Raw genomic sequence first — 22,659 nt, forward strand, 5'->3', positions numbered from 1 at the left:
GCACTAGATTGCTGGCAAAGCCATGTATATTTAATATCCTGAGGTAATCGGATAGCGCCAGTCTCGGCCAAAGGAGCGAATGCTCACTTTGACTCCTGGTGCTGCCTGTCGTCTTTTGTACTCATTTCTTTTGATAAGACGAATCACTCTGCGTACATCCGCTTCTGGATAACCTTGTTGTATCAGATCGGCAGCCGACAAATTATTCTCCATATAGCCCTGAATGATTCCATCCAGGGTGGGATAATCAGGCAAGCTGTCCTGATCGGTCTGATTAGGCGCTAGCTCCGCTGATGGCGCTCTTTCCAGAACACGCTGAGGTATTACCGGAGAAATACTGTTGCGGTAACGTGCCAAATCATAGACCTGAGTTTTTAATACATCTTTCAAAACTGAAAATCCACCTGCCATGTCGCCATAAAGTGTGGCGTAACCCACGGCGCTTTCACTTTTATTGCTGGTGGTTAATACCATATTGCCGGTTTTGTTAGACAAAGCCATTAACAGAACGCCCCGAATTCTGGCCTGAATGTTTTCTTCTGTCGTGTCTTTCGGCTTATTAGCAAACAAGGGGTCTAGCGTTTGCAGGAAGCTGTTAAATACAGGTTCAATGGAAAGTGTTTCACCTTTGACCTTCATAGCCTGCAATTGAATTAAGGCATCCTGATTACTCATGTCTGCCGTGTAACGAGAAGGCATCAGAAGTGCAGTGACCCGGTCAGCGCCCAATGCGTCTACAGCAATAGCCAGCGTCAGTGCGGAATCGATTCCGCCAGAAAGACCAAGCAAAACACCAGGGAAACCATTTTTTTCAATATAGTCCTTTGTGCCCAGTTTTAAAGCATTATAAATTTGCTCTTCTTTCGCTTGCAGCGGGTTAAGTTCACCTTTAATTTGTTGCTTTGAAAACTCAACGGTACTTACTGTTTCGAGAAAGGCGGGAAGACGCACGCAGGTAGAGCCATCCGTACCCATCACAAGGGATTGACCATCAAAAACAAGTTCATCCTGGCCGCCGACCAGATTCACATAGAAAATGGGAAAGCCATGCTGAACATGGCTGCTCAGTAACTTTTCACGCTTTTCCTGCTTGCTATAATCAAAAGGGGAGGCATTAATGCACAGAAGCGCATCAATTTCGCTATCAACTAATTGCTCAACCGGGCCTGGCTGCCATAAATCTTCACAAATACATAAACCGAACCGGTAATCTCTGATTTCAATAAGACAGCGTTGAGATGGGCCTGCTTTGAAATAGCGCTTTTCATCGAATACGCCGTAATTAGGCAATATTTGTTTATGATAAAGCGCTTTTTGTTTACCCTGATAAAAAACCCCTGCGGAATTGTAGCAATAGTTATCGATTAGACTGGGAAAACCAAAAATCACATGGCAGTCAGTTACCTGTTTTGAAATTTCACTGACCGCCTGATTAATTTCCTCGAGAAAGGCGGGTCTCAAGAGTAAATCTTCCGGGGGATAGCCTGTCAGGCACAATTCAGGAAAAAGAATCAGATCATGACTGTCCTGATGCTTCTCAAGAATAGCTATTATTTTTTTGGCGTTAGCGGCGATAGAACCCACCGTTGGATTAATTTGCGCCATCAGTATTGTTATGGAATTGTTCATTGATGTACATATTAAATAAGTTAATGGGATAGATATTCAGCTGTGAATCTATTTGCTATAATTTAACGTTTACTCCTAAGTATACCCAATTATGCTGAAAGATGCTTTATCACGGATGGCTGAAATTTTTTCTCCTGCCGTGCTAATGCAAGGCGAAGAATATCAGCAAAAAAATTATGTTCTGAATATTCGGCTCAGCGATGGTTTGCTAAAAGCCCGGGTTAAAGGAAAAAGCGGTCAGATATATGATGTGTATGCTGATTTAAAGGCCTGGCCCAATAAGCCTGCTCGTTGCAATTGTGCACAAGCCAATAATTGCAAACATGCTGCTGCCAGCTTTTTTGCCTTGCAAATTAAAGAAAATCTGAAAATTTCGGCCCCCCCGGTCAATGGACAGAAAGAACAATCACTTTCCAGTTGGCTTCAAACTATCAGAGCCCAGGAGGTTGATAGTAAGCCTCGCTCATACACCCATGACATTTTGTATCTTCTTGAGATACAAAAAAAGCAATGGGATCATCGTGTTTTAATCCATCTGGCTTTAGCCAAACGCCTGAAACGACATGGAACCTATGGTAAATTCACTGTATTTAACAGTTTTACCCAAAGCAAAAAACAATATTGCAGGGCAGAGGATGAAAATATCATCAATACTTTGCTGTCGAAATCCACCATTGCAGGCTCATTTGACAAACTTTCGCTGCGAAATAGCGAACTCCTTGAGCAGATCCTGCGGACTAACCGCGCCTATCTGTTTCAGGAGACTCTCACTCAATCGTTAAGCCTGGGTGAGCCGCGGGAGCTGCTTTTGCGTTGGCATTTAAATCAACAGGGACAGCAGCATCTGGTAATGGAGGACAAAAACGCTCATTTGTTATCCCCGTTGCTGCTCGACAAGCCCTGGTATTTTTTGAATGCAGAAGCCGAGCTGGGTGTCTTACATACTCCCTATCAACCAAGCCAGCTAAAAACTATTCTCGAGATTGGGCCGCTTGCCATGGATGAAGTCAACAGGATAGATGAAATAAGACATCAGTTTACTCCCATGCTGCCAGCCCCCCTTGCTTTTGCTGAACGCATTCAGAGAAAGGGTACCCCAAAACCTGTCATCCAGTTTGATGCGCTTCCATTAGATATGCCGCGAAGCACGGACTCAACGAGTTTATCAGAGGAGGGTTCCCATTTTCTGTTTATCAGGGAAATCTTCTTTGAATACGACAATGCGCTCAGGGTTCATGGCAGCGCGACCAATACCAGTTTAATCTATGAGGATTCCGGCAAACTGATAGACCTTTCAAGAAATCTGTTGCAGGAAAAACAATATACTCAGGAAATCAGTCAGATATTGCCCACTCGTCATGCGAGCGTTTGGGAAAAATTAAATTGCGAGCAGGCGCTTGAAATCAGCAATATTTTAGTTCATTTCCAGTCAGAGCAGGATTTAGGACGTTTGTTCACCCAGGTGATTCCCCTGTTAAAGTCAAAAGGCTGGACAGTAGAGTTCAGGCATTTTGTTTATGAAGAACTGGTTTCAGCTGATGATGTCGAGTGGTATTCTGAATTACAGGAATCAGGAGAAGATTTTTTTTCCTACCAGTTGGGTATTCTGGTTGAAGGCAAGTCAGTTAATATTGTGCCCCTGGTTGTCGAATTAATTTCCGGCTTAAATCTCAGTGAACTTGAGAACATCCCGGATGAGCGTCTGATAAGACTCCCTCTGGCCCAAGGAAAGAAACTTCAGTTGCCAATGGGAAGAATTAAGCCGCTTATTCGCTTTATTATGCAATATGGTTCCCGATTTATAGACAACCAGAATCAGTTGCAGATAAAACGCTACCAGCTAATCCTGATGCAGGAAACAGAGCTGGCGCTGGCCGCCACAGCTTTGCGCTGGAAGGGGGGAGAGCAGCTTCGTTCCCAGCTGACTCAGTTACTGGGTCCGCAGTCGATTCCTGAAATATCACCTCCTGAAGGCTTGAATGCCCAGCTTCGGGATTATCAGGCAGAAGGCTTAAGCTGGCTGCAGTTTTTGCGGGAATCCCGATTTGGCGGGATTTTGGCTGATGATATGGGGCTTGGTAAAACAGTGCAGACTCTGGCTCATTTGCAGCTGGAGAAAGAGCAGGGACGGTTGCAGCACGCCAGTCTGATCGTGGCGCCAACCAGTCTGATGGGCAACTGGGAAGCAGAAGCCAAACGGTTTACCCCGGAACTTAAAGTTCTGGTGTTTCATGGGTCCAACCGACATCAGGACGAATTTGATCAATACGATGTCATCGTTTCCACTTACGGTTTAATTCAACGGGATAAAGCACGTTTCGTCAATTATCCTTTTTATTATCTGATTCTTGATGAAGCTCAATTTATCAAGAACGCTAAAACCAAGACGACTCAGATTATTCAGCAAATTCAAGCCCGGCATAGACTTTGTTTATCCGGTACTCCACTGGAGAATCATTTGGGTGAATTATGGTCGCTGTTTCATTTTCTGATGCCAGGATTATTGGGGGATGCTCGTCAGTTTCGTCGATTTTTTAAAATTCCTATTGAAAAGAATGCGGACCAGGAGCGCAGAATCTTGCTGGCTAATCGTGTACAGCCCTTCATGCTGCGCCGCAGTAAAAATCAGGTTGCTCGTGAATTACCTGACAAAACTGAAGTAGTGCAGTTAATTGAACTGGCAGATGCTCAGCGGGATTTATATGAGGCCATTCGTATTACGATGGAGCAGAAAGTCAGGGAAGCCATTGCTCGTCAGGGAATGGGAAAAAGCCATATCGTATTGCTGGATGCTTTATTGAAACTGCGTCAGGTTTGCTGTGATCCGCGTTTGTTATCGATTCCTGAGGCAAAAATTGCGCATGGAACTTCCGCCAAACTGGATGTTCTGATGAATTTGGTGGTCAATCTAATCGAGGAAGGGCGACGTATTTTAATTTTTTCCCAATTCACATCAATGCTTGAGTTAATTGAGGAAAGGCTCAAAGCCAATCAACTTCAGTATTTGAAATTAACCGGACAAACGGTCAATCGTCATCAGTTGGTCAACACGTTTCAGGAAGGTAACATTCCCTTGTTTCTCATTAGTTTGAAGGCGGGAGGAACCGGTTTAAATCTGACGCGCGCGGATACGGTTATCCACTATGATCCCTGGTGGAATCCGGCAGCTGAGGAGCAGGCTACCGATCGAAGTCATCGTATAGGTCAGAAAAATCCGGTTTTTGTTTACAAGCTGATTTCCGCCGGCACAGTTGAGGAAGTGATTTTGGCCATGCAGGAAAAGAAAAAACAGCTGATTGAAGGGGTTTTGGGAGAGCAGACAGGTTCTCTACAGCATCTTACCGTAAACGATATTGAGCAATTTTTTGCCCCTTTGGCAGAAGAGTGAATCGTTTGAAAATTGATTTTTCAAACAATAATTGAAAACTGACAAATCATGGCCTATGCTTTTTATGTCAGAACCTAAGGAGAAATCCCAAATGAAACAATGGAAAGTGTTGCTTACATCTGCCTTATTAACCCTGCTCGCTCCTCTTGCCTTTGCCGGTGCATCACCCGCAGGAACCTGGACAACTATTGATGATGCGACAGGCCAAAAGAGAGCAGTTGTGCGGATTAATGTTTCTGGTGGAACATTAAGCGGCACCATCATTAAAGTGTATCCACAAGCAGGTGATACTGGTATTTGCTCAAAATGCCCAGGTGGATTTAAAGGAAAACCCATTAAAGGTTTGACCTTTGTATGGGGCTTAAAAGATCAGGGTAATGGTGAGTGGAGTGGTGGTTCGATTCTTGATCCCAAATCTGGAAAAGTATATCGTGCCAAAATGACATTACAAGGCAATAAACTCTATGTTCGTGGTTATGTAGGGGTTTCTGCTTTGGGACGCACTCAGGTTTGGGTCAGATAACCCTGAACTTTTTTGCATAAAAGGCACACAATTGTGTGCCTTTTTTTATTTTGGGGATTACAATAGGGGTTTTTATTATCAGGTTTTGATATGCTTGAGGCAAAATCTCGCAAAAATACTCCTCCTGTCGATACCTTGAAGAGGCCGCCGCACTCAGCAGAGGCTGAGCAGTCTATTATTGGTGGACTGATGCTCGATAATCAGGCCTGGGATAAGGTCAGTACCAAATTATGTGAAGAAGATTTCTACCGTTCCGAACATCGAATTTTATTTCGCAGCATTGTTGATCTCTCCAAACGCGAACAGCCTTTTGATGTAGTTACCTTGCTCGATAATTTAAAATCCCGAAATGAACTGGATAATGCAGGCGGTGAAACCTATCTTTTTGAATTAGCCAATAATACGCCCAGCGTGGCCAATATCTCCGCCTATGCTGATATTGTCAGAGAGAAGTCAGTTCAAAGACAATTGATTAATATCGCCGGTGAAATAGCGGACTCTGCTTACAATCCCGTTGGTCGTGAAGTCAGTGAACTTCTGGATCTGGCTGAGACCAGGGTGTTCGCTATTGCTGAGCAGACAGGGGGCAATGGCGGACCAGAGAGCATTAAAACGATCATTACCAAAGCGATTGAAAAAATTGATGCGCTTTATCACAACGGCGATGCAATCACCGGGATGGCAACTGGTTTGAGCGATCTGGATGAAATGACATCCGGTCTTCAGCCTTCTGATCTGATCATTGTTGCGGGACGACCTTCCATGGGTAAAACCACTCTGGTTATGAATATGGCTGAAAATATCGCAATCCAGGGAAAGAAAAATGTTCTGGTGTTTTCAATGGAAATGCCCTCGGATTCACTGGCTATGAGGATGATGTCCTCGCTTGGCCGAATTGATCAGCATCGAATCCGGACCGGAAAACTGGAGGAGGATGATTGGCCGCGAGTGACCTCCGCAGTTCACTTACTATCTGAAGCCCCCTTGTTTATCGATGATACGGCGGCGCTTAGCCCTTCCGAAATGAGAGCGAGAGCAAGACGCCTGGCGAAAGAGCATGGCCAGCTTGGATTAATTGTTGTGGATTATCTTCAGTTGATGAAAGTGCCTGGATTCAAGGCGGAAAACAGAACAGCAGAAATTTCAGAAATTTCGCGAAGCTTAAAAGCCCTGGCAAAAGAATTGAATGTGCCGGTTATTGCATTATCCCAGTTAAACCGAAGCCTTGAGCAGCGTCAGGATAAACGTCCGGTTATGTCTGACTTGCGGGAGTCGGGTGCGATTGAGCAGGATGCGGATTTAATCTGTTTCATTTATCGGGATGAGGTTTACAACGAAGACAGTCCGGATAAAGGAACGGCCGAAATTATTATCGCCAAGCAGAGAAACGGTCCAATTGGTAAGGTGAGAGTAGCCTTTCTTGGTAAATACACTCGCTTTGAAGATCTGGCGTATACCGGTTATCAGGGGATGGACTAGTGACAAGGCCGACAAAAGTTCAAATTGATGCGACAGCCCTGCTGCATAATGTACAGCAAGTCAAACGTCATGCTCCGGGCAGACAAATTATCGCAATGGTGAAAGCGAATGCCTATGGTTGCGGGCTGCCATCGGTCATTCCTGTGCTTGAGGGCCATGTGGATGGTTTTGGAGTGGCTTGCATTGAAGAAGCTTTAGCGATTAAGGCGTTAGGTGCCTGTACCGATTGTATTTTATTTCAGGGTTTTTTTAATCAGGATGAGCTGGCGCTGGTGGTTGAGCATAATTTGCAGGTGGTTATACACCAGCCTTATCAGTTGGAATGGTTGCTGGCTCAGGCGCTGCCCAAACCAGTGCGTGTATGGGTAAAAGTCAATACCGGAATGCATCGTCTGGGTTTTGCAATGGGCGATGTGTATGGCGTATTAAATGCTTTGCACGCCTGCCCCTGGATTGATCGAGAAATTGGTCTTATAACCCATCTTGCCTGTGCCGATGAGTTAAATAATCCAGCGAACCAGGAGCAATTAGGGCGATTTTTTGATTTGCGTTTGCCTGAATTTCCACTGGTAAAAAGCATTGGCAATTCAGCAGCGATTCTCTCTTTACCTGATAGTCACGCAGAGGTCGTGCGGCCAGGCATCATGCTTTACGGTATTTCTCCGTTCAAACATTCCTCGGGGCAGGAGTTGGGGCTGATACCGGTGATGCGTTTTCTGTCTTCCCTCACCGCCGTCCAGCATTACCCAGCAGGCGTGCGGGTAGGCTATGGCGGGGAGTGGGAAACTGCAAAGCCTTCTGTGATCGGTGTGGTGGCCGTCGGTTACGGGGATGGATATCCTCGCCACATTGCCGCTAACACTCCGGTTTGGATCAATGGTTATCAGGCACCGATCGTTGGACGTGTATCGATGGATATGTTGACGGTTGATTTAACCCATGTACCAGAGGCGGCCGTTGGTGACGCTGTGGAATTATGGGGGATCCATATTCCGGTTGAAACCATTGCCGATGCAGCCGGAACTATTCCCTATGAGCTAATTTGCCAGCTTTCGCCGCGGGTGCGAAGGGATAAGCTGTAACAAATCGGAAACAAATAGACCTATGGACGAATCTAGGGTAAAATGGCCATCGTTTTTACAACCTATCAAAGGTGAATACATGAAAAAAATTATGTTAGCCTCATTATCTTTATCTGTCCTGCTTTCAGGCTGTGCTCAAGTCACAAATGAAGGTGTAGGCACAGTGACCGGCGGTGTAGTGGGCGGACTGATCGGCAGCCAGTTTGGCGGTGGTTCAGGTAAGGTCGCAGCAGCTGCAGGCGGTGCTTTGTTAGGTGCTTATTTGGGCGGGAATATTGGCCGTACTATGGATAGGCTTGATCGTCTTGAAATGCAACGTGCTCTGGAAAGTTCTCCGAGCGGAAAAGCAGTGGTATGGCGTAATCCTGACAGCGGTAACACTTACACCGTTACCCCGCAGAAAACCTATTACACAAACTCCCAACCTTGTCGTGAATATACAACCCGCGCTTTAATTGGCGGCAAAACACAGGAAATTTACGGCAGAGCATGCCGTCAAGCCGATGGTTCATGGCGAGTGGTTAGCTAATCCAAAATTGCTCCTGTTTAAGGGTAGCTTTATTGCAAGCCAATCAGGCTGCCCTAATCTAAAGTTTCACTAATTTAAAAAAAACCATAATTTCCTGTGCTATATTTGAACATATGCCCCCTTAATAAGGTTCTGCAGGGAGTTTGCTATGGCTCATCTTATATACTCGGCTTTGCCGCATCCGAGACGAGAAATTATATTTATTAAACCGGATTTAACGGTGACACAGTGTGTGGACATGATGACCACAGGGGATATTGGTGCTTTGGTGGTTCGCGATGATCAAAGTCTGCTGGGTCTGGTGAGTGAGCGCGATATTATCCGCGAATGTCTGTTTAGAAATTTGCCTCCTGATAAAACGCCTGCGATTGATGTCGCCTGGAAAAACGTGAGTATCCTTACTGTTAATGATCCGATCGAAAAAGCGATGGAAGTGATCACAGAAACCAAGCGAAGGCATGTGTTAATCACCGAAAATGGTGAACTGACCGCTATTTTGTCAATTGGTGATTTGCTATTTCACTTGCTCGAAGATAAAGCAAGAACTATTGAGCACCTGGAAAATTATATTCATACGTATTAATTGAAACTCAAACTTCTCTCCATTACACTTTTAAGGCACTGTTAATACAGTAACCTTTAATTGATAATGGAAGAGCCAATGCCTAAGCACTGTCAGTGGATACTCAGCTTCATCTTCTCCTTTTTTATTACACTTGCATGGGCCAAAGATAGCGATAGCCAGTGGTACGAACTGGATGCGAATAATAAGGTGACAATCAAGGTCGACCTCTTTTTGTCTTCCACCTGTCCTCATTGTCAGAAAGAAGATGCCTACTTCAAATCAATTGAGCCCCAAAACAAATGGTTGAAGGTGGAGCGACATTATATTGATCGAGACAAAGCATCTCTTGAGCTTTTCAATCAATACCTCAATCAGCAGGATTCAACTGACTTTTCCGTACCAGCGGTTTTCTTCTGTAATTCAAAATGGGTTGGATTTAACGAAGCGGCTAACAGCGGAAAAGCGATTATGCAGGGTTTGGAGCTTTGCCGACAACAGATTGAAAAGCGGGGCCAGCTGACTAAAAACACCTCTTCAATTCTGGGGACTATGGCGACCACCAGTATGATGGAAGCCAGTATCGAGCAGGGTGCATCGTCTTCACCCCGCACATTGATTCCCTTAATGGCTGCAATTGATGCCTTAAATCCCTGTGCCTCCATTCTGGTGATGCTATTGTTTGCATTCATGGTAGCAAGTAAAGATACCTATCAGAGATTAACAATTGCCGGATTATTTTTATTGACTGCCGGAGTGGTGCATTTTATTCAGCAGAGCCATATCCTCCATTTTTATAGCCTGTTACCCTGGTTAAGGATTCCCGTGATATTAGTGGGTGGAGCGTTAATCGGGTTTGCGTATTATAAATATACGAATAAATCAATTGAAGCCCTTGCTTTGTTCGGGGTGGTGTTTTTCACCGCTTTAGTGGCGCAAGTCTATCAACTGGGATGTTCTCCCAATATCGGTTTGATTTTTAAACAATGGCTCGGAGCACAAGGATACGATAGCATTAAGCAACAGTTACTGCTTGTTCTTTATAACTTCCTTTATCTGTTTTTCCTGGGGCTTTCCACAATTTTTATGTATGGAGTAACCCGCATGAAGCGTGCTTTACGTTATGAGCAATTTATTAAATATTTTGCTTATTCCTTCTTATCGCTGGTCGGTATTACCCTGATTGTCTATCCTTATATCATAGCGAGTGCAGTTTATATGCTGGCTGTAGTAGTATTGGCAGTTATTGTGGCCCAAATCTTAAAATACTATAGAGTGCGCTAAATGGATGCTGAAGATGCAGGGCCTCCTCCTTATTTCCCCATTGCCTGGGATGTAGAAGAGGGGCAGACATATGAATGGTGTGGTTGCAAGGAAACAAAGACGCCACCATTTTGTGATAAAGGGGATTGTAAGGAAAGAGTGCTCTACCAGGCGCCGCTTACGGATACAGTGTACTTTTGTCATTGTAAAGAAACAAAAGATCCTCCATTTTGTGATGGTTCTCACGCCAGATTATTACGTGAATTTATAAAGAAAAGAAATAGCCAGGAATAGCCGGCAGTTTTTATAAAGCGTTTGATATTTGCTGGAAAGCAAAAATTCACTTGATCTGCGCCTGGTGATTTGGGATTATCAGAAGATTTAATTTTCAGGTAGCGGTGGTATGAGTAAACTGAAGGATATTCCTGTTGTTATAGAGAGCGGCAAAAAATACAAAACCTCTCAAGGTATCGTCGCAATTAAAGACGGCATCAAATCGGCTGGAGAGGAAGCGCCCCGGTTACCTAAACCCAAATGGCTTCGAATTGTTAATAATACCAGTCCTGCCTACCATCAGGTAAAACAACAGGTTGAAAAACACCGTTTAGCAACTGTCTGCGAAGAAGCCAAGTGTCCTAATATTGCGGAATGCTGGTCTCATGGAACGGCTACTATCATGCTCATGGGAGCTGTTTGTACCCGCGCCTGTCGTTTTTGTTCTGTGGATACGGGGAACCCGCGTGGCTGGCTTGATGCTCAGGAGCCTGAAAATTCAGCCAATACCGTCGCACTGATGAATCTGGATTATGTTGTTTTGACCTCTGTAGATCGTGACGATCTTCCTGATGGCGGAGCCAGACATTACGCGGACACTATCCGCGCCATTAAACAGCGTTGCCCCAGAACGAAGGTAGAAGCACTTACCCCTGATTTTCAGGGGGTCGAAGAGCATGTCGCCATACTGCTGGACAGTGGTGTGGATGTGTTCGCGCAGAATGTTGAAACGGTAGAGCGCTTAACTCATCCGGTACGTGATATTCGTGCGGGCTACTGGCAGACTCTGGATGTGCTTGCTTTTGCAAAGCGCTATCGACCCGATGTGCTGACCAAAACCAGTCTCATGCTGGGTTTAGGGGAAACCGATGAGGAAATCATTCAAGCGATGGATGATTTACGGGCACAAAATGTCGATATCCTGACTTTGGGGCAATATCTGCAACCCACCAAAAACCATTTGCCTGTTATTCGATACGTTACTCCTGAAAAATTTTTAGAGTTTCGAGAAATTGGGCTGGCTAAAGGGTTTTTTGAAGTCGCCTCGGGTCCTATGGTTCGCTCCAGTTATCGCGCAGATCGCGTGTTTAAAAAAGATAACCTGGGATTATAGATTTATCACAAGAAAGGGACTTCCATGTTCAGACGAGCAATTGTTCGCACTCCTGCCAAATCGATGGTTCAAGGTATTTCAAGCGCAGATTTAGGCCTTCCTGATTACCATCTGGCACTTCTTCAGCATCAGCAATATATCAATGCACTCGAAAACTGCGGTGTTGAAGTGCTGGTTTTACCTCCTGAAGAGGGATTTCCTGATTCCTGCTTTGTGGAAGATCCTGCGTTATTAACCGAACGTATCGCTGTGTTGGCGAGGCCCGGAGCCGAGAGTCGGCAAGGGGAGGTTAGTCTTCTCGAAGAGAGTATCCGCCGCTTTTACGCTGCCAATATTGTTAAAATTCAGGCTCCGGGAACATTGGATGCCGGTGATGTGCTTAGAGTTGAAGATCATTTCTATATTGGATTATCGAAGCGGACCAATATGGAAGGGGCCAGGCAATTAATTAGCCTCTTACACAATCATGGCTACACTGCTTCAGTCATTCCCTTAACCGAGTTTTTACATCTGAAAACCGGGGTATCCTATCTGGGCAAGGGCAATTTATTAGTCAGTGGGGAGTTAATAAATCACCCGGAGTGGGAGTCTTTAAAGCAAATTATTATTGACCCCTCCGAGGCCTATGCCGCTAATTGCATTGTAGTGAACGACTATGTACTAATACCCAGCGGATTTTCAATGATTAATCTCCGCTTAAAAAGTCTTGGTTACAAGCTTGTGGAAATCGACTGCAGTGAATTCCGCAAGCTGGATGGTGGTTTGAGTTGCCTGTCTTTGAGATTTTGATTAAAAACAAAAATCACAGCAATTCAATATTACGCCGCTTTAAATTTCCCTGGATCAGATGCGCCAGGAACCACATGACTAATCCAAAAATAATGGCGGATATTCCAAAGCCGAGATAGTAGTTTTGATAAATGGGCAGTGAGTCGATTGCCAGGATATCCTTAGGCACTGCAACAAAACCTGCCAGTTTTCCTGCAATGGTATTTGACAGCGAACTGGCCAGATACCAGACGCCCATCGCAAATGCCAGATCCTTGCTGTCACAATAGAGTCCGATCATACTAAGTCCAATAGCGCTTACCCAAAGCTCTGCTAATGTGATAAGAACATAAGTCAAACCAATAAAATTACCATTTACAAGCCCATTAGAGGACACGCTACCTGCCAATGCCATAATTAACAGCGCGATTCCAGCAAGTATGGTTCCGCTGGCAAATTGATAGGGGATTGTAAATCGCGGAATGCGGCGGTAAAAACGCGGGAGCTGAGTGCCCAGTAAAATGATCAGCAGGGGATTAAGTATTTGATAATGAGCAGGCGATATTTTAAGGCCCAGCAGCTGAAGATCAGAATTACTCTTGGCGAAAAGTACCAGCGTGCTGTTCATCTGATTGTAAATTACAAAAAATATGATTGCTTCTATAATCAGCAAAACGGCGACCATTTGTTTTATGCGCGCAGTAGAAGACAATTTCAAGGTCTTGATTAAAAACCACAGAATGCCTAAGCCGCAGCCGATACTTATCAGAATTATTGATAATTGAACATGCGAATAAGCAAAGAGGGTGAATAAATAGATACCCGCGATATAGGCTGCTAATCGTCCCGCCATTTTTCGGCTGAAGGGTTTGGCGTCCTGACCATAAATCACGTTATCATAGAGCCTGTACTTTTTAGCAAAATTCAATGCAGCAATCGATTTTCCAGCGAAGGCGAGTGTGAGTACCGACAAGGGCCCATAGCGGCTATCCAGCAGTGCAGGCGCAATCATGGTTGCCAGCAAGGCGCCGACATTGATTGCCATATAGTAATAGGTCATTGCCGATTTGGCCTTAATGGCATTATCGCTGTAAATATGAGAAACCATGCTTGAAGCAGTGCCCATCAATAAGGAGTTGGTCACTGGTATTAGGGCATAAGCCATGATAAAGAGCTTATCACCATGTTCGTTAAGTGAGTATCCGCTAAGCATTACAAATAAATAGGCTAAGGCAAGTAAAAAACCACCTAATAAAATAGAGCGCCTGATCCCTAATACCTGATCCGCCATAAAGCCGCCTAATATAGGCATCAGATAACCCGTAGCCTGTGATACTCCGATAAAGGCATAAGCCTGGGCGTGGCTGTATCCCAGGCCATGTTCCAGGAAGGGGCGGGTAAGAAATAAAATCAGAATTGTGTTTAAAGCATAGACAGCAAACTGGCTCCAGAAGGTAATGAGCACGATGTTGTTAGTCTGTTGCTGGCGTGTATCTGAAATGTCGGAGTCACTCCTTGCAGCTTGAGAAAACACATTCACTCCTTGTGAAAACTTCATCCATAAACTACATGCTAAAACCATAACACTCTTTGAGATTTGGGTATAGATAGATCTGAGTCTTCCTAGCAATTAATTCATACCCTCTCTCCCCTACGTGCCTCGGCTTGTCCGAGGCATCCAGGAAATGCTTGAACTAGAGTCGGATCAGAGGGCTATCGCATCTATTTAACCATGGAGTCCAGCCAAATTATTAAAGATATTAGCTCTTGATTGAGAAGCTTGTGGATGCCTAGGACAAGGCGCGTAGCGGATTAAGGGTTCTAATAAATTGACTCTGTGTTGATTAAATATTGGCTGTGTGTAAAAATGAGGCACAAAATAGTCTCTTGCCCATTCCTTGAGAGATAAACAAGCGTTTCTATTTAGCGGAGAAATTAATGAGTTTATTTGACGCACAAACAATTGAAGAGTTGCAGATTATGCTGCACGGTCTGGTTGATAAAACAGAACTCAGCCAGAAAAATTCAGAAAATCAAACGCCTATTGTTTATTTCGCTTCAAGAATGGAATGGATAAAGTCCGAGCTTTGTTAAACGTTGCCCCAATTAGCGAGGATGACGCGAAGTTTTTGGGACGTGAGGCAATTCTTGCAGCCCGAACCGGGAATATGGAATTGGCGATTAATCTTTTAAAAATTGACAATGTATCACGCTCAGAGCAGGAGAGGGGGTGGACTATTCTGCATTGTGCCGTTGCCGATGCAACTGATAGCGACGATCTGGAAGCGCAGGCAGAAGCAATACAGCAAATTCAAACACTTCATGAGTTGGGTGTTGTAAAACAAAATTGTAATCAGGCTACACTTCGTGAAAGCAGTCCTATTCTCCTCGCTGCAATGAGTCAAAAATGGTATTTGGTGGATGCCTTACTGAATGAGTTCAATACTCCTGATGATCCTCAGCAATTGGCAGAAGTCATTATTCGTGCTCGCACTGCGGGTCAGGTTGAACTGGCACACAAAATACTCAATACAGTACACCCAAAGACTCAATGGTTAATAAGCAATGAAGACGGCAGCAGAGATATAAGTCTTTTACATTTGGCAATTCTTAGAAATAGACAAGAAGAAATCGCTAAGCTGGCGCAAGAAGCCAACTTGCGAGTTAGAACAGCCAGACAGGATGATGACGGAATGACTGCGTTACAGCTTGCCGTTCATTGTAAAGATTGGAGTACTGTAGAATTACTGACACAGCATAGCACTGATCCAGAAGACAGCTTTCAATATGGTACAGCAATGCTTTATGCTGCAGATAATGAAAAGTGGCAACTAGCTATCGATTTAGCACAAAAAGGAGCACAGCTCGCTTGGCATTTTGGACCAAAAGAAGATAAGCTTAACTCATTTCATATTGCCATTCTAAAAAATCAGGATGACTTTCTCACAGCGCTAATTGCAAATCAAATTAATAGAAGGGCGGACGATACCTGGGCATTACGACACAAATACCAGGGTCGTACCCCCATTGAACTGGCCATCCATTGTGATCGATGGGATTTATTGCCTTTATTTGCCAAAATTAAGCCAGCCAATCCCGAGGCCTGCGGTTATGTGGCGGCTTATGAAGCTGCAAAAGAGGCCAATCGATTAAAACCAGACGATCTGGAAGTTCTGCGTGAGGCAGCAAAAGTACCAAAAAAGTTAGCTCCTGAGCCTGAAAAGAAAGATAATCCATTAGGTGAAAAATCTGCCGATAGCAGCCAAGGCAAACAGGAAGAAGATGCACGTTTTGTTGAAGCGTTTAAAAAGATTTATCAGGCTTTATATAAAGGCCAGTCTTCATAGCTTAAATCTGCAAGCTTTCTTGAGCAGCACGAGACATTGACCCGTGAGTTGATTGAGCAGCACATCAGAGCAAAACCTAATTGTCGATCTAAAAAAGCGGCAGAGTTGGCTGAAACATACAAGGATGACATCAACAACATCAAATTGGTTCGAGAGCTACATCAATACTCTCTCGATCGTAGCGGATTTTTCAGCCGAACCAAGAATGGAGCTCAATTGAATTCTGACCAAGCGCAGGAAGCTATTGATAATGCGGATGAAAATTCAAGATTGGGTCAAATCAGAATTGCACTGCGTTAGTTTGTTACTCTCATAGCCAAGGTTTTCCCGAAATAGTTGGGAAAACCGAGAGTGTTCATTAAACTGGTGTCCTTACTCACAGCACGCCGTCATCTCGAACGCAGTGAGAGATCTCCTCAATCTTGGTTTGTGCCAGCATTCGGAGATCTCTCACTGCGTTCGAGATGACAGGGCATGAAAGACTCTCGGAAAACCTTAGTAACTTCGATTGTCCAGCAGCTTTATAATCAACTCGGTTTTATTTCTTACTCTGTATTTGGATTTTAATGATTCAATCTTGTCTTCTATGGTTCTTGGTGAAAGGTTCATGGCAAAGGCAATTTCTTTTGTAGTTTTTCCGTTAATCAGCAATTGAGCGCATTCGATTTCTTTTAAACTCAAAGGCATGTTATCAACACCGGAGAGGGAGTCGAGAAAAAATGCTCTATGGCAGTCAGGAATCCTGCCAACTTCTGTATTGTTTTTTTCAAAAGAAAAACGCTGGTTATAGGCACTACACAAATCTTCATCCTCACGAACTTTTGCCTCAAAATACTGAGTAAAACGCTCAAGCAGATCCAGATTATTGATATAGATTTGATGAATACCGATATTGCTCAGATAAGTGCCAAAATGATAATAATCGAAATACTCAGTAGATTGTTTGACCAGGGTAAAGACATGTCTGAAATTGTAATGAGCTGAATCCTGCAGCATGGCGGCAGTTAGGCCGCGACAATCAAGCATATCCCAGACGATATACTGCCCAAAATCAATGGATTCAGACTTGATCTGCACGCAGGGATCTCCTTTGTAATACTCTTTTTTTGCATAGTTCTCTACAAAATCAGGATGATTACAGAGTAAAGAAAAATCATTTTCATTGTAACTTCTGATGTGTGAAAAAGTACTGATATTGAGGTGCTGCAATGGGCTGCATAAAGTCTGTATTTTTTCAGAATGCGAAACAAGAGGGTGTTTTTTGAGCTGTTTTATCATGCTATTCATGGTTTTACTCTCTTAATCATACCGGCTTCATCTCGCTTTTAAGTTCCATAGCCGTTGATAATTCAAATCCAAAGGTCCGATAAAAATCCTTAGCGCTAGCATTGCCTTGCCAAACAAATAAACCGACAGAGACAAAATCGCGTCCTTTAATTTTATTAATCAGATGGTTCATAATTAGACTGCCAATTTTCTGTCTTTGATACTGGGGATGAACGCATATGTCATAAAACATACACATTTGTCCATCTTCCAAAATTCGTCCAAAAGCGATCAACTCGTTCTGCTCTTTGATATAAGCGATATGGCTGGAAGCACTGAGTACAGTCTGCCATTTGTGAGGTGAGGAAAAGAAATCCTTGCCCCAGCCTACCAGCTCAGTCAGATGATTAATTTCATTGAGACTGATAGCATGCTTTGATTCATTGATAATATATTCCATGGTGACTCTGCTTATTAAGATATCGCAATTATACTAGTCAATTGATCAAAAAATAACCGTAGTTTTTCGGTGTTCGCTAATTCACCATTAATTTTTTGAAAAATATGCTAACATGCTTCCGATTTTTTTAAAGAAATCAGAACGAGTTGATAAAAATGTCATATGGAGAAATGCATGTTAGATTTAAAAAAAACTGCTTTAGCGGTTTTAGTGTCAGTAAGCAGTGCAGGTTTTGCGGGAACAATGGGGCCTGTCTGCCAACCAGGTAATGTGACTGTTCCCTGCCCATCCAGCGCCTGGGATTTTGGGGTTCAGGCTTTATATTTAAAACCAAGTTATAGCGCCAATGCTGTTTATGTAGGCTATTCACTAAACGGCGATCGTCAAGTTCGGAATGAATTTGAACCGGAATGGGATTGGGGTTTTAAAGTTGAAGGCTCTTACCATTTCAACACCGGCAATGATATCAATGTGAACTGGTATCATTATAATCAAAGCACTCGCCGTTCTTTCACCGTGTATAGTTCAACGTTTGAAGCCAATGTCCCTTACTCCACCTGGATTGAGCCTAAGTGGGATGCAGTAAACTTTGAATTTGGCCAACATGTTGATTTTGGAGAATATAAAGATATTCGTTTTCATGCTGGTTTTCAGTACTTGCGTCTTGAGCATGATATACAGAATGGCGTGACCGGAGGAGCAGTTCATCCATTCAATCTGGAGTTTAAAGGATTTGGTCCACGGATCGGTATGGACATGGCCTACAACTTCAATGATGCGTTTGCCATTTACGCCAATGGTGCAGCTGCTTTATTAGTCGGTGATAGTGACGCCAACGGATACTCAGCAGCAACAAGCCTGTATATTTCGTCCAGTAAATGGACCACAGTTCCAGAACTGGAAGCCAAAACGGGTATCAAATACAATCATTTATGCGGAAGCGGTGTATTGACTGCCGATGCAGGTTACATGTGGGTGAATTATTTTAACGCCCAGCATTCTGTTGATATTGCCGATGAAACCAATGTCGCGTTTAATGGGCCCTATATTGGCCTGAAATGGCTTGGCAGCATCTAAAATAAACCCGGTTGAAACCGGATGTATCTGAGCTGTGTGTGACTAGCAGCCCGATTATCGAAGCGGGCTGCTGATTTAATTACTTACTGTTTACCAGGTTTTTCATCTTATCGCCGAGAGCATTGGCTGTATTGCGGCATACTTTCGATAATTCATGTGTATAATCTCCGAAACTTGCTCGACCGCTTTCAACATCGTAAAGAGCACCCACAATGCCAATTTCATTTTGATCCAGCATAATTCTTAAAATTTCGCTATCCTGATAAATTTGCTGCAGGGTGTTCGCAATATTAAGCGATGTGACATGGCTTACAAATTGTTCATTCTGACTCGTACGATTTTCTGTCGTTTCAGTTTCAGCATTTACCGCTGGTTTAATTTTTGCGAGCAATTCGGTAATATGTCCTTTTTCGACATTATCACAGGCAGCACCAATCGCTCCGCAGCGTGTGTGGCCAAGAACAACAATCAGTTTAGCGCCTACTACGTGACAAGCGTACTCAATACTTGCCAGCACGTCATCATTAACCACATTGCCTGCGACACGAACGCAGAAGAGATCTCCAAAACTCATATCAAAGATTGTTTCAACCGGAACACGTGAATCAATACAGCCGAGAACAACGGCCATTGGATGCTGCGTTTTGGCCGTTTGTTTGATATCTATTTTAGGATTACGGTGTATACGCGTGTCCTTAAGAAAGCGCTGGTTTCCTTCACGCAGCAGGTTCAAGACTTCGACTGGTTCAAGTGTGGCCAGCACGTCATAGGTAGTTACATTGATGAAATCGATGTAATTGTGAATATCATAATGCTCCTTGAACCCCATGAGATTGAGCGATATCTGTTTCAGAGGCGCTTGCTCATCCTTAAACTCTTTAATCTGCTCAATAATTTCTTTATCGATATAATTGGTATAGCGAGCATCGATAATCAATTGAGAGTTTCGCGGAATAGAATTGAGCTCACTTATCAGCGAGGCCTTATTCAGGAAAGAAATCTGCTGAGGAAGTACCAAACGGTTGACTACGCCGTTAGGATAGTTTTCCTTCACGATGTCCAGTCTGGCCTGGCTGTTAGTTTTAAGAATATAGAATAAGCTTATTGCAAGACCAATGCTTATTCCTGCCAGTAAGTTAAATGCGACGATACTGATTACTGTCGCTATGAAAGGAATAAAGCGATCCATTCCTTGCTCATAGATCGATTTATAAATAGCGGGTTTAGTGAGTTTGTAACCAGTATAAATCAATATAACTGCTAAAGAGGATAGAGGAATCTTGTTTAACCATCCTGGAATAAGCATCACGGCCAGCAACAGGAACACACCGTGGAGAATAGCTGACATTTTGGTTTTTGAACCGGCCTGCACATTAACCGAGGTGCGAACGATAACGGAAGTAATTGGGATTGCTCCGACCAGGCCTGCGGTAAAATTACCAACGCCCTGGGCGATTAATTCCTGATCTTTTGAGCAATAGCGATGCTTGGTATCAAGCTTTTCACCTGCCTTGACATTAAGAAGACTTTCCAGGGAGGCAACAGTTGCGATAATAAAAGCATAAAGGTAAACCTTTGGATTCTTCCATGCAGACCAATCAGGAAATTGCAATTGATTGAAGAAATCTGCGAAGCCATCATGTTTGGGAATGTTGACCAGATGAGGATTATTTTGAGCAAGGGTAGAGCCAAGCGTAATGAACAGTTCATTGAATAAAATACCAGCGAGAACGACAACAATCGGAGCTGGAATTCCCTTAAGCCATTGGGTTTTAGTTTTTTCAAAATAGAACATTATAGCCAGAGAAATCACAGAGATGATGATGGCGCCGGTATTGATATGGTAACTTAAGTCTGACAGGGGACTAAATGAAAAGCTTTCTGTCGTTTCCAGTAGATGGGCCTGTAACTCCTTTGACTCAGTAGATAAAGTAAATGTAAAAGGGATTTGCTTGACAATGAGCAAGATACCAATTGCACAAAGCAGGCCTTGAACCACATTGGACGGCACATAATCTGCAACAAATCCAGCTTTAAAAGTCCCTACTAACACTTGTAACATGCCGGCAAGAACCAGTGCTAACAGGAAAATATTATAATCACCCAGCTGTGTGATGGCTGCCAGCACCACCGCCGCCATACCAGCCGCCGGACCGCTCACGCTCACCTGAGAACCACTCAGGCTGCCAACTACAACTCCCCCGATTATTCCGCTTAACAGTCCCGCAAAAAGAGGGGCCCCTGATGCAAGGGCAATTCCTAGGCAAAGTGGAATTGCTACCAGGAACACTACGATGGCGGCAACCACATCAAATTTAAAACTTCGAGATCGATAAACCCGTAGTTTTCTCATGTTGTTGATAATGTTTTCAGTCATAATGCTACACAGATTTAGTGATTTTCCCCAATGTTAGCGCAGTTTGCACATTTTGTTAACCCTTTTCTTTACAAAAAAGAAATATTTCTTAACTTGACATAAATTTAGACGTTTGAGAGCTTAGGCACTGCTAAACATACCTGGTTCCCTCATGCAGTTGTTATCTCTAAGCAATTTTCAGGAGTTGCTAATTCAGTCTGGCACTCAGATCAAATTATCTCAACTTTATCTAACGAAAAATCATATCAGACTACTTGCAAATTATTTAAACAAAAATCGCAACATCAATTCACTTTTTATTGAGAAATGTTCTATTAATGATGATTTATTTGCTGAGCTGGCTGAGTTCTTCACCAGAAAAAATACGGAGCTGCATTTGATCGGTGACATCGTTAATGCTAATAGTCTCCGATGCCTTGAAAAAAGATCTCCCCAGCTCACGACGCTGATTTTACAAGGTCAACCCGATATCGGACACGATACAGCCTTAGCCATAATTCGAGTCATTAAAAACTCTCGGAATCTGAAAAAAGTAATTCTGGGTTCTCTGAGTGAACAAAGTATTATTGTTTTGACTGCTTTTTTCAAAAGCTCAGATACCATTACGGATCTTGAATTCAGGCATACAAATTTTCACATGCAGTCTGGAGAAAAACTTGCAGAGATGTTGTCTGAACGCTCAGGAATTCAAAATCTCTCTTTGTATAACTGCCGAATGGATAAGATGTGTCTCTCCATGTTGACCAGGGTGGTAACTCAAAGTAATAGCTTAATCGATATTGAAATTAATGGCGTGTCGCTGGCCTCTGAGAATTTGCATCAACTTCTGATTAATGAGGATGAGGATACTTTAGAATTCTACAGAACAATGGCTGTACACCTCAAACGTGACCAGCGTATCAGACAGCTCTGGCCTTAAGTTGGGAATGCCATAGGAAATAGAGATATTTTGAAAATGGCCACACTGTTCTCCCAACTAAAAGCCAGTGATTTACCGTCTGATACCAGATTTGAGATTATTGAGGGCTTTTGGAATTTGCAATGCAGCATCTCGGAGCCGGATGTAAAAATTGCTTTCTATCGTCTTATGTTATGGTTATTACGTGAGGAGCAGAATTGCCCGTTTTACCAGCAAATAATTCGCAGCTGTGCGAGACAGTTGCAAACACATGAGAATAAGCAAATAGTCAATTTAGATTCGACGATGCTTGGATTGTATAATGATTCTCTCGCGAGTGGAGTGGTATTCAATATTGAGGCTTTTATGGCTGGCTTATATCAGTTGCCAATATTGGAGTTATTAGAAAAGGATCAGGCGCTTCTCAATAATTTTGCCATGCGGGCAAAGCTCTGGTCAGTTTCCGATTGTATCTTTGGTTTTTTCTATTCAGTATGGGACTCAGCGAATAAGTTTTTAGAGCAGGGGCTTGAAGAGGGTGGACCTGTATTAAGTTAGACTCAATGGTATATTACACTGCCATCCCCGCGAACTGAGGAATCCCCTCATTTTTCATTCAAAAAG

At 43.4% G+C, this 22,659-nt stretch carries 21 protein-coding genes; 16 read left to right on the plus strand and 5 right to left on the minus strand.

What is annotated here, in order from left to right; translation table 11 throughout:
• Positions 1 to 30 precede the first annotated feature (30 nt).
• On the minus strand, positions 31 to 1,629 hold the full coding sequence (locus LXA66_RS00160) for an NAD+ synthase (RefSeq protein ID WP_233011422.1): 1,599 nt from the start codon (positions 1,627 to 1,629) through the stop codon (positions 31 to 33).
• A gap of 91 nt (positions 1,630 to 1,720) precedes the next feature.
• On the opposite strand from LXA66_RS00160, the gene LXA66_RS00165 reads away from it, so the two are divergent.
• The 10 genes from LXA66_RS00165 to LXA66_RS00210 all read left to right on the plus strand — a co-directional run bounded on the left by LXA66_RS00165 (position 1,721) and on the right by LXA66_RS00210 (position 12,631).
• Positions 1,721 to 5,017 carry a DEAD/DEAH box helicase gene (locus LXA66_RS00165; RefSeq protein ID WP_233011423.1) on the plus strand — a complete coding sequence of 1,099 codons (3,297 nt, stop codon included), beginning with the start codon at positions 1,721 to 1,723 and terminating at the stop codon, positions 5,015 to 5,017.
• Between the two features lie 91 nt (positions 5,018 to 5,108).
• Positions 5,109 to 5,540, plus strand: coding sequence for a DUF2147 domain-containing protein (locus LXA66_RS00170; RefSeq protein ID WP_133138574.1), 432 nt, complete (start codon positions 5,109 to 5,111; stop codon positions 5,538 to 5,540).
• 90 nt (positions 5,541 to 5,630) lie between these two features.
• Positions 5,631 to 7,019, plus strand: coding sequence for a replicative DNA helicase (gene dnaB, locus LXA66_RS00175; protein WP_058508720.1), 1,389 nt, complete (start codon positions 5,631 to 5,633; stop codon positions 7,017 to 7,019).
• Positions 7,019 to 8,101, plus strand: coding sequence for an alanine racemase (gene alr / locus LXA66_RS00180; protein ID WP_233011424.1), 1,083 nt, complete (start codon positions 7,019 to 7,021; stop codon positions 8,099 to 8,101). Before dnaB ends, alr begins: the two co-directional genes overlap by 1 nt.
• Before the next feature lie 79 nt (positions 8,102 to 8,180).
• Positions 8,181 to 8,630, plus strand: a complete 450-nt coding sequence (locus LXA66_RS00185; RefSeq protein WP_112219943.1) for an RT0821/Lpp0805 family surface protein — start codon at positions 8,181 to 8,183, stop codon at positions 8,628 to 8,630.
• Positions 8,631 to 8,778: 148 nt separating this feature from the next.
• Positions 8,779 to 9,213, plus strand: coding sequence for a cyclic nucleotide-binding/CBS domain-containing protein (locus LXA66_RS00190; protein WP_112219944.1), 435 nt, complete (start codon positions 8,779 to 8,781; stop codon positions 9,211 to 9,213).
• 78 nt (positions 9,214 to 9,291) lie between these two features.
• Positions 9,292 to 10,476: a hypothetical protein gene (locus tag LXA66_RS00195; protein ID WP_233011425.1), complete on the plus strand. Its 1,185-nt coding sequence runs from the start codon at positions 9,292 to 9,294 to the stop codon at positions 10,474 to 10,476.
• Entirely contained in the window at positions 10,477 to 10,749 is a 273-nt protein-coding gene (locus LXA66_RS00200) for a CDGSH iron-sulfur domain-containing protein (RefSeq protein WP_133138577.1), read from the plus strand.
• A gap of 109 nt (positions 10,750 to 10,858) precedes the next feature.
• A complete protein-coding gene (gene lipA, locus LXA66_RS00205) occupies positions 10,859 to 11,842 on the plus strand; it encodes a lipoyl synthase (protein WP_233011426.1) in 984 nt (327 codons plus the stop codon).
• 24 nt (positions 11,843 to 11,866) lie between these two features.
• Positions 11,867 to 12,631 (plus strand): dimethylarginine dimethylaminohydrolase family protein, encoded by a 765-nt coding sequence (locus tag LXA66_RS00210; protein WP_233011427.1) that lies wholly within the window; start codon positions 11,867 to 11,869, stop codon positions 12,629 to 12,631.
• Between the two features lie 13 nt (positions 12,632 to 12,644).
• Here the strand turns inward: LXA66_RS00210 and LXA66_RS00215 are convergent, their stop codons facing one another.
• Complete coding sequence (locus LXA66_RS00215; protein WP_233011428.1) at positions 12,645 to 14,168, minus strand: peptide MFS transporter; 1,524 nt, start codon at positions 14,166 to 14,168, stop codon at positions 12,645 to 12,647.
• A 380-nt stretch (positions 14,169 to 14,548) separates the two neighbouring features.
• Between LXA66_RS00215 and LXA66_RS00220 the strand changes: the two genes are divergently transcribed.
• From LXA66_RS00220 to LXA66_RS00230, 3 genes are read left to right on the plus strand one after another with little or no spacing between them, the layout of a single operon-like run.
• Positions 14,549 to 14,704: a hypothetical protein gene (locus LXA66_RS00220; protein ID WP_233011429.1), complete on the plus strand. Its 156-nt coding sequence runs from the start codon at positions 14,549 to 14,551 to the stop codon at positions 14,702 to 14,704.
• Positions 14,680 to 15,957 (plus strand): ankyrin repeat domain-containing protein, encoded by a 1,278-nt coding sequence (locus LXA66_RS00225; protein ID WP_233011430.1) that lies wholly within the window; start codon positions 14,680 to 14,682, stop codon positions 15,955 to 15,957. The genes LXA66_RS00220 and LXA66_RS00225 overlap by 25 nt, the downstream gene beginning before the upstream one ends.
• A gap of 36 nt (positions 15,958 to 15,993) precedes the next feature.
• On the plus strand, positions 15,994 to 16,257 hold the full coding sequence (locus LXA66_RS00230) for a hypothetical protein (protein WP_233011431.1): 264 nt from the start codon (positions 15,994 to 15,996) through the stop codon (positions 16,255 to 16,257).
• Positions 16,258 to 16,452: 195 nt separating this feature from the next.
• On the opposite strand, the gene LXA66_RS00235 is transcribed toward LXA66_RS00230, so the two are convergent.
• The gene (locus LXA66_RS00235; RefSeq protein ID WP_233011432.1) at positions 16,453 to 17,244 is read right to left on the minus strand and encodes a LuxR C-terminal-related transcriptional regulator; all 792 of its coding nucleotides are present in this window, start codon (positions 17,242 to 17,244) and stop codon (positions 16,453 to 16,455) included.
• Between the two features lie 16 nt (positions 17,245 to 17,260).
• Complete coding sequence (locus tag LXA66_RS00240) at positions 17,261 to 17,683, minus strand: N-acetyltransferase (protein ID WP_233011433.1); 423 nt, start codon at positions 17,681 to 17,683, stop codon at positions 17,261 to 17,263.
• 174 nt (positions 17,684 to 17,857) lie between these two features.
• Here LXA66_RS00240 and LXA66_RS00245 point away from each other — a divergent pair, with 174 nt between their 5' ends.
• On the plus strand, positions 17,858 to 18,760 hold the full coding sequence (locus LXA66_RS00245) for an Lpg1974 family pore-forming outer membrane protein (protein ID WP_233011434.1): 903 nt from the start codon (positions 17,858 to 17,860) through the stop codon (positions 18,758 to 18,760).
• A gap of 79 nt (positions 18,761 to 18,839) precedes the next feature.
• Here LXA66_RS00245 and LXA66_RS00250 read toward each other — a convergent pair whose 3' ends face one another.
• Positions 18,840 to 21,137 (minus strand): bifunctional SulP family inorganic anion transporter/carbonic anhydrase, encoded by a 2,298-nt coding sequence (locus tag LXA66_RS00250; protein ID WP_233011435.1) that lies wholly within the window; start codon positions 21,135 to 21,137, stop codon positions 18,840 to 18,842.
• A 151-nt stretch (positions 21,138 to 21,288) separates the two neighbouring features.
• Between LXA66_RS00250 and LXA66_RS00255 the strand changes: the two genes are divergently transcribed.
• Complete coding sequence (locus LXA66_RS00255; protein ID WP_233011436.1) at positions 21,289 to 22,056, plus strand: hypothetical protein; 768 nt, start codon at positions 21,289 to 21,291, stop codon at positions 22,054 to 22,056.
• Positions 22,057 to 22,092: 36 nt separating this feature from the next.
• Positions 22,093 to 22,593 (plus strand): hypothetical protein, encoded by a 501-nt coding sequence (locus tag LXA66_RS00260; protein ID WP_233011437.1) that lies wholly within the window; start codon positions 22,093 to 22,095, stop codon positions 22,591 to 22,593.
• Positions 22,594 to 22,659: the final 66 nt, after the last annotated feature.

Origin of the sequence: Legionella sp. 16cNR16C (genome assembly GCF_021297775.1) — a bacterium.
GTDB classification, from domain to species: domain Bacteria; phylum Pseudomonadota; class Gammaproteobacteria; order Legionellales; family Legionellaceae; genus Legionella_C; species Legionella_C quinlivanii_A.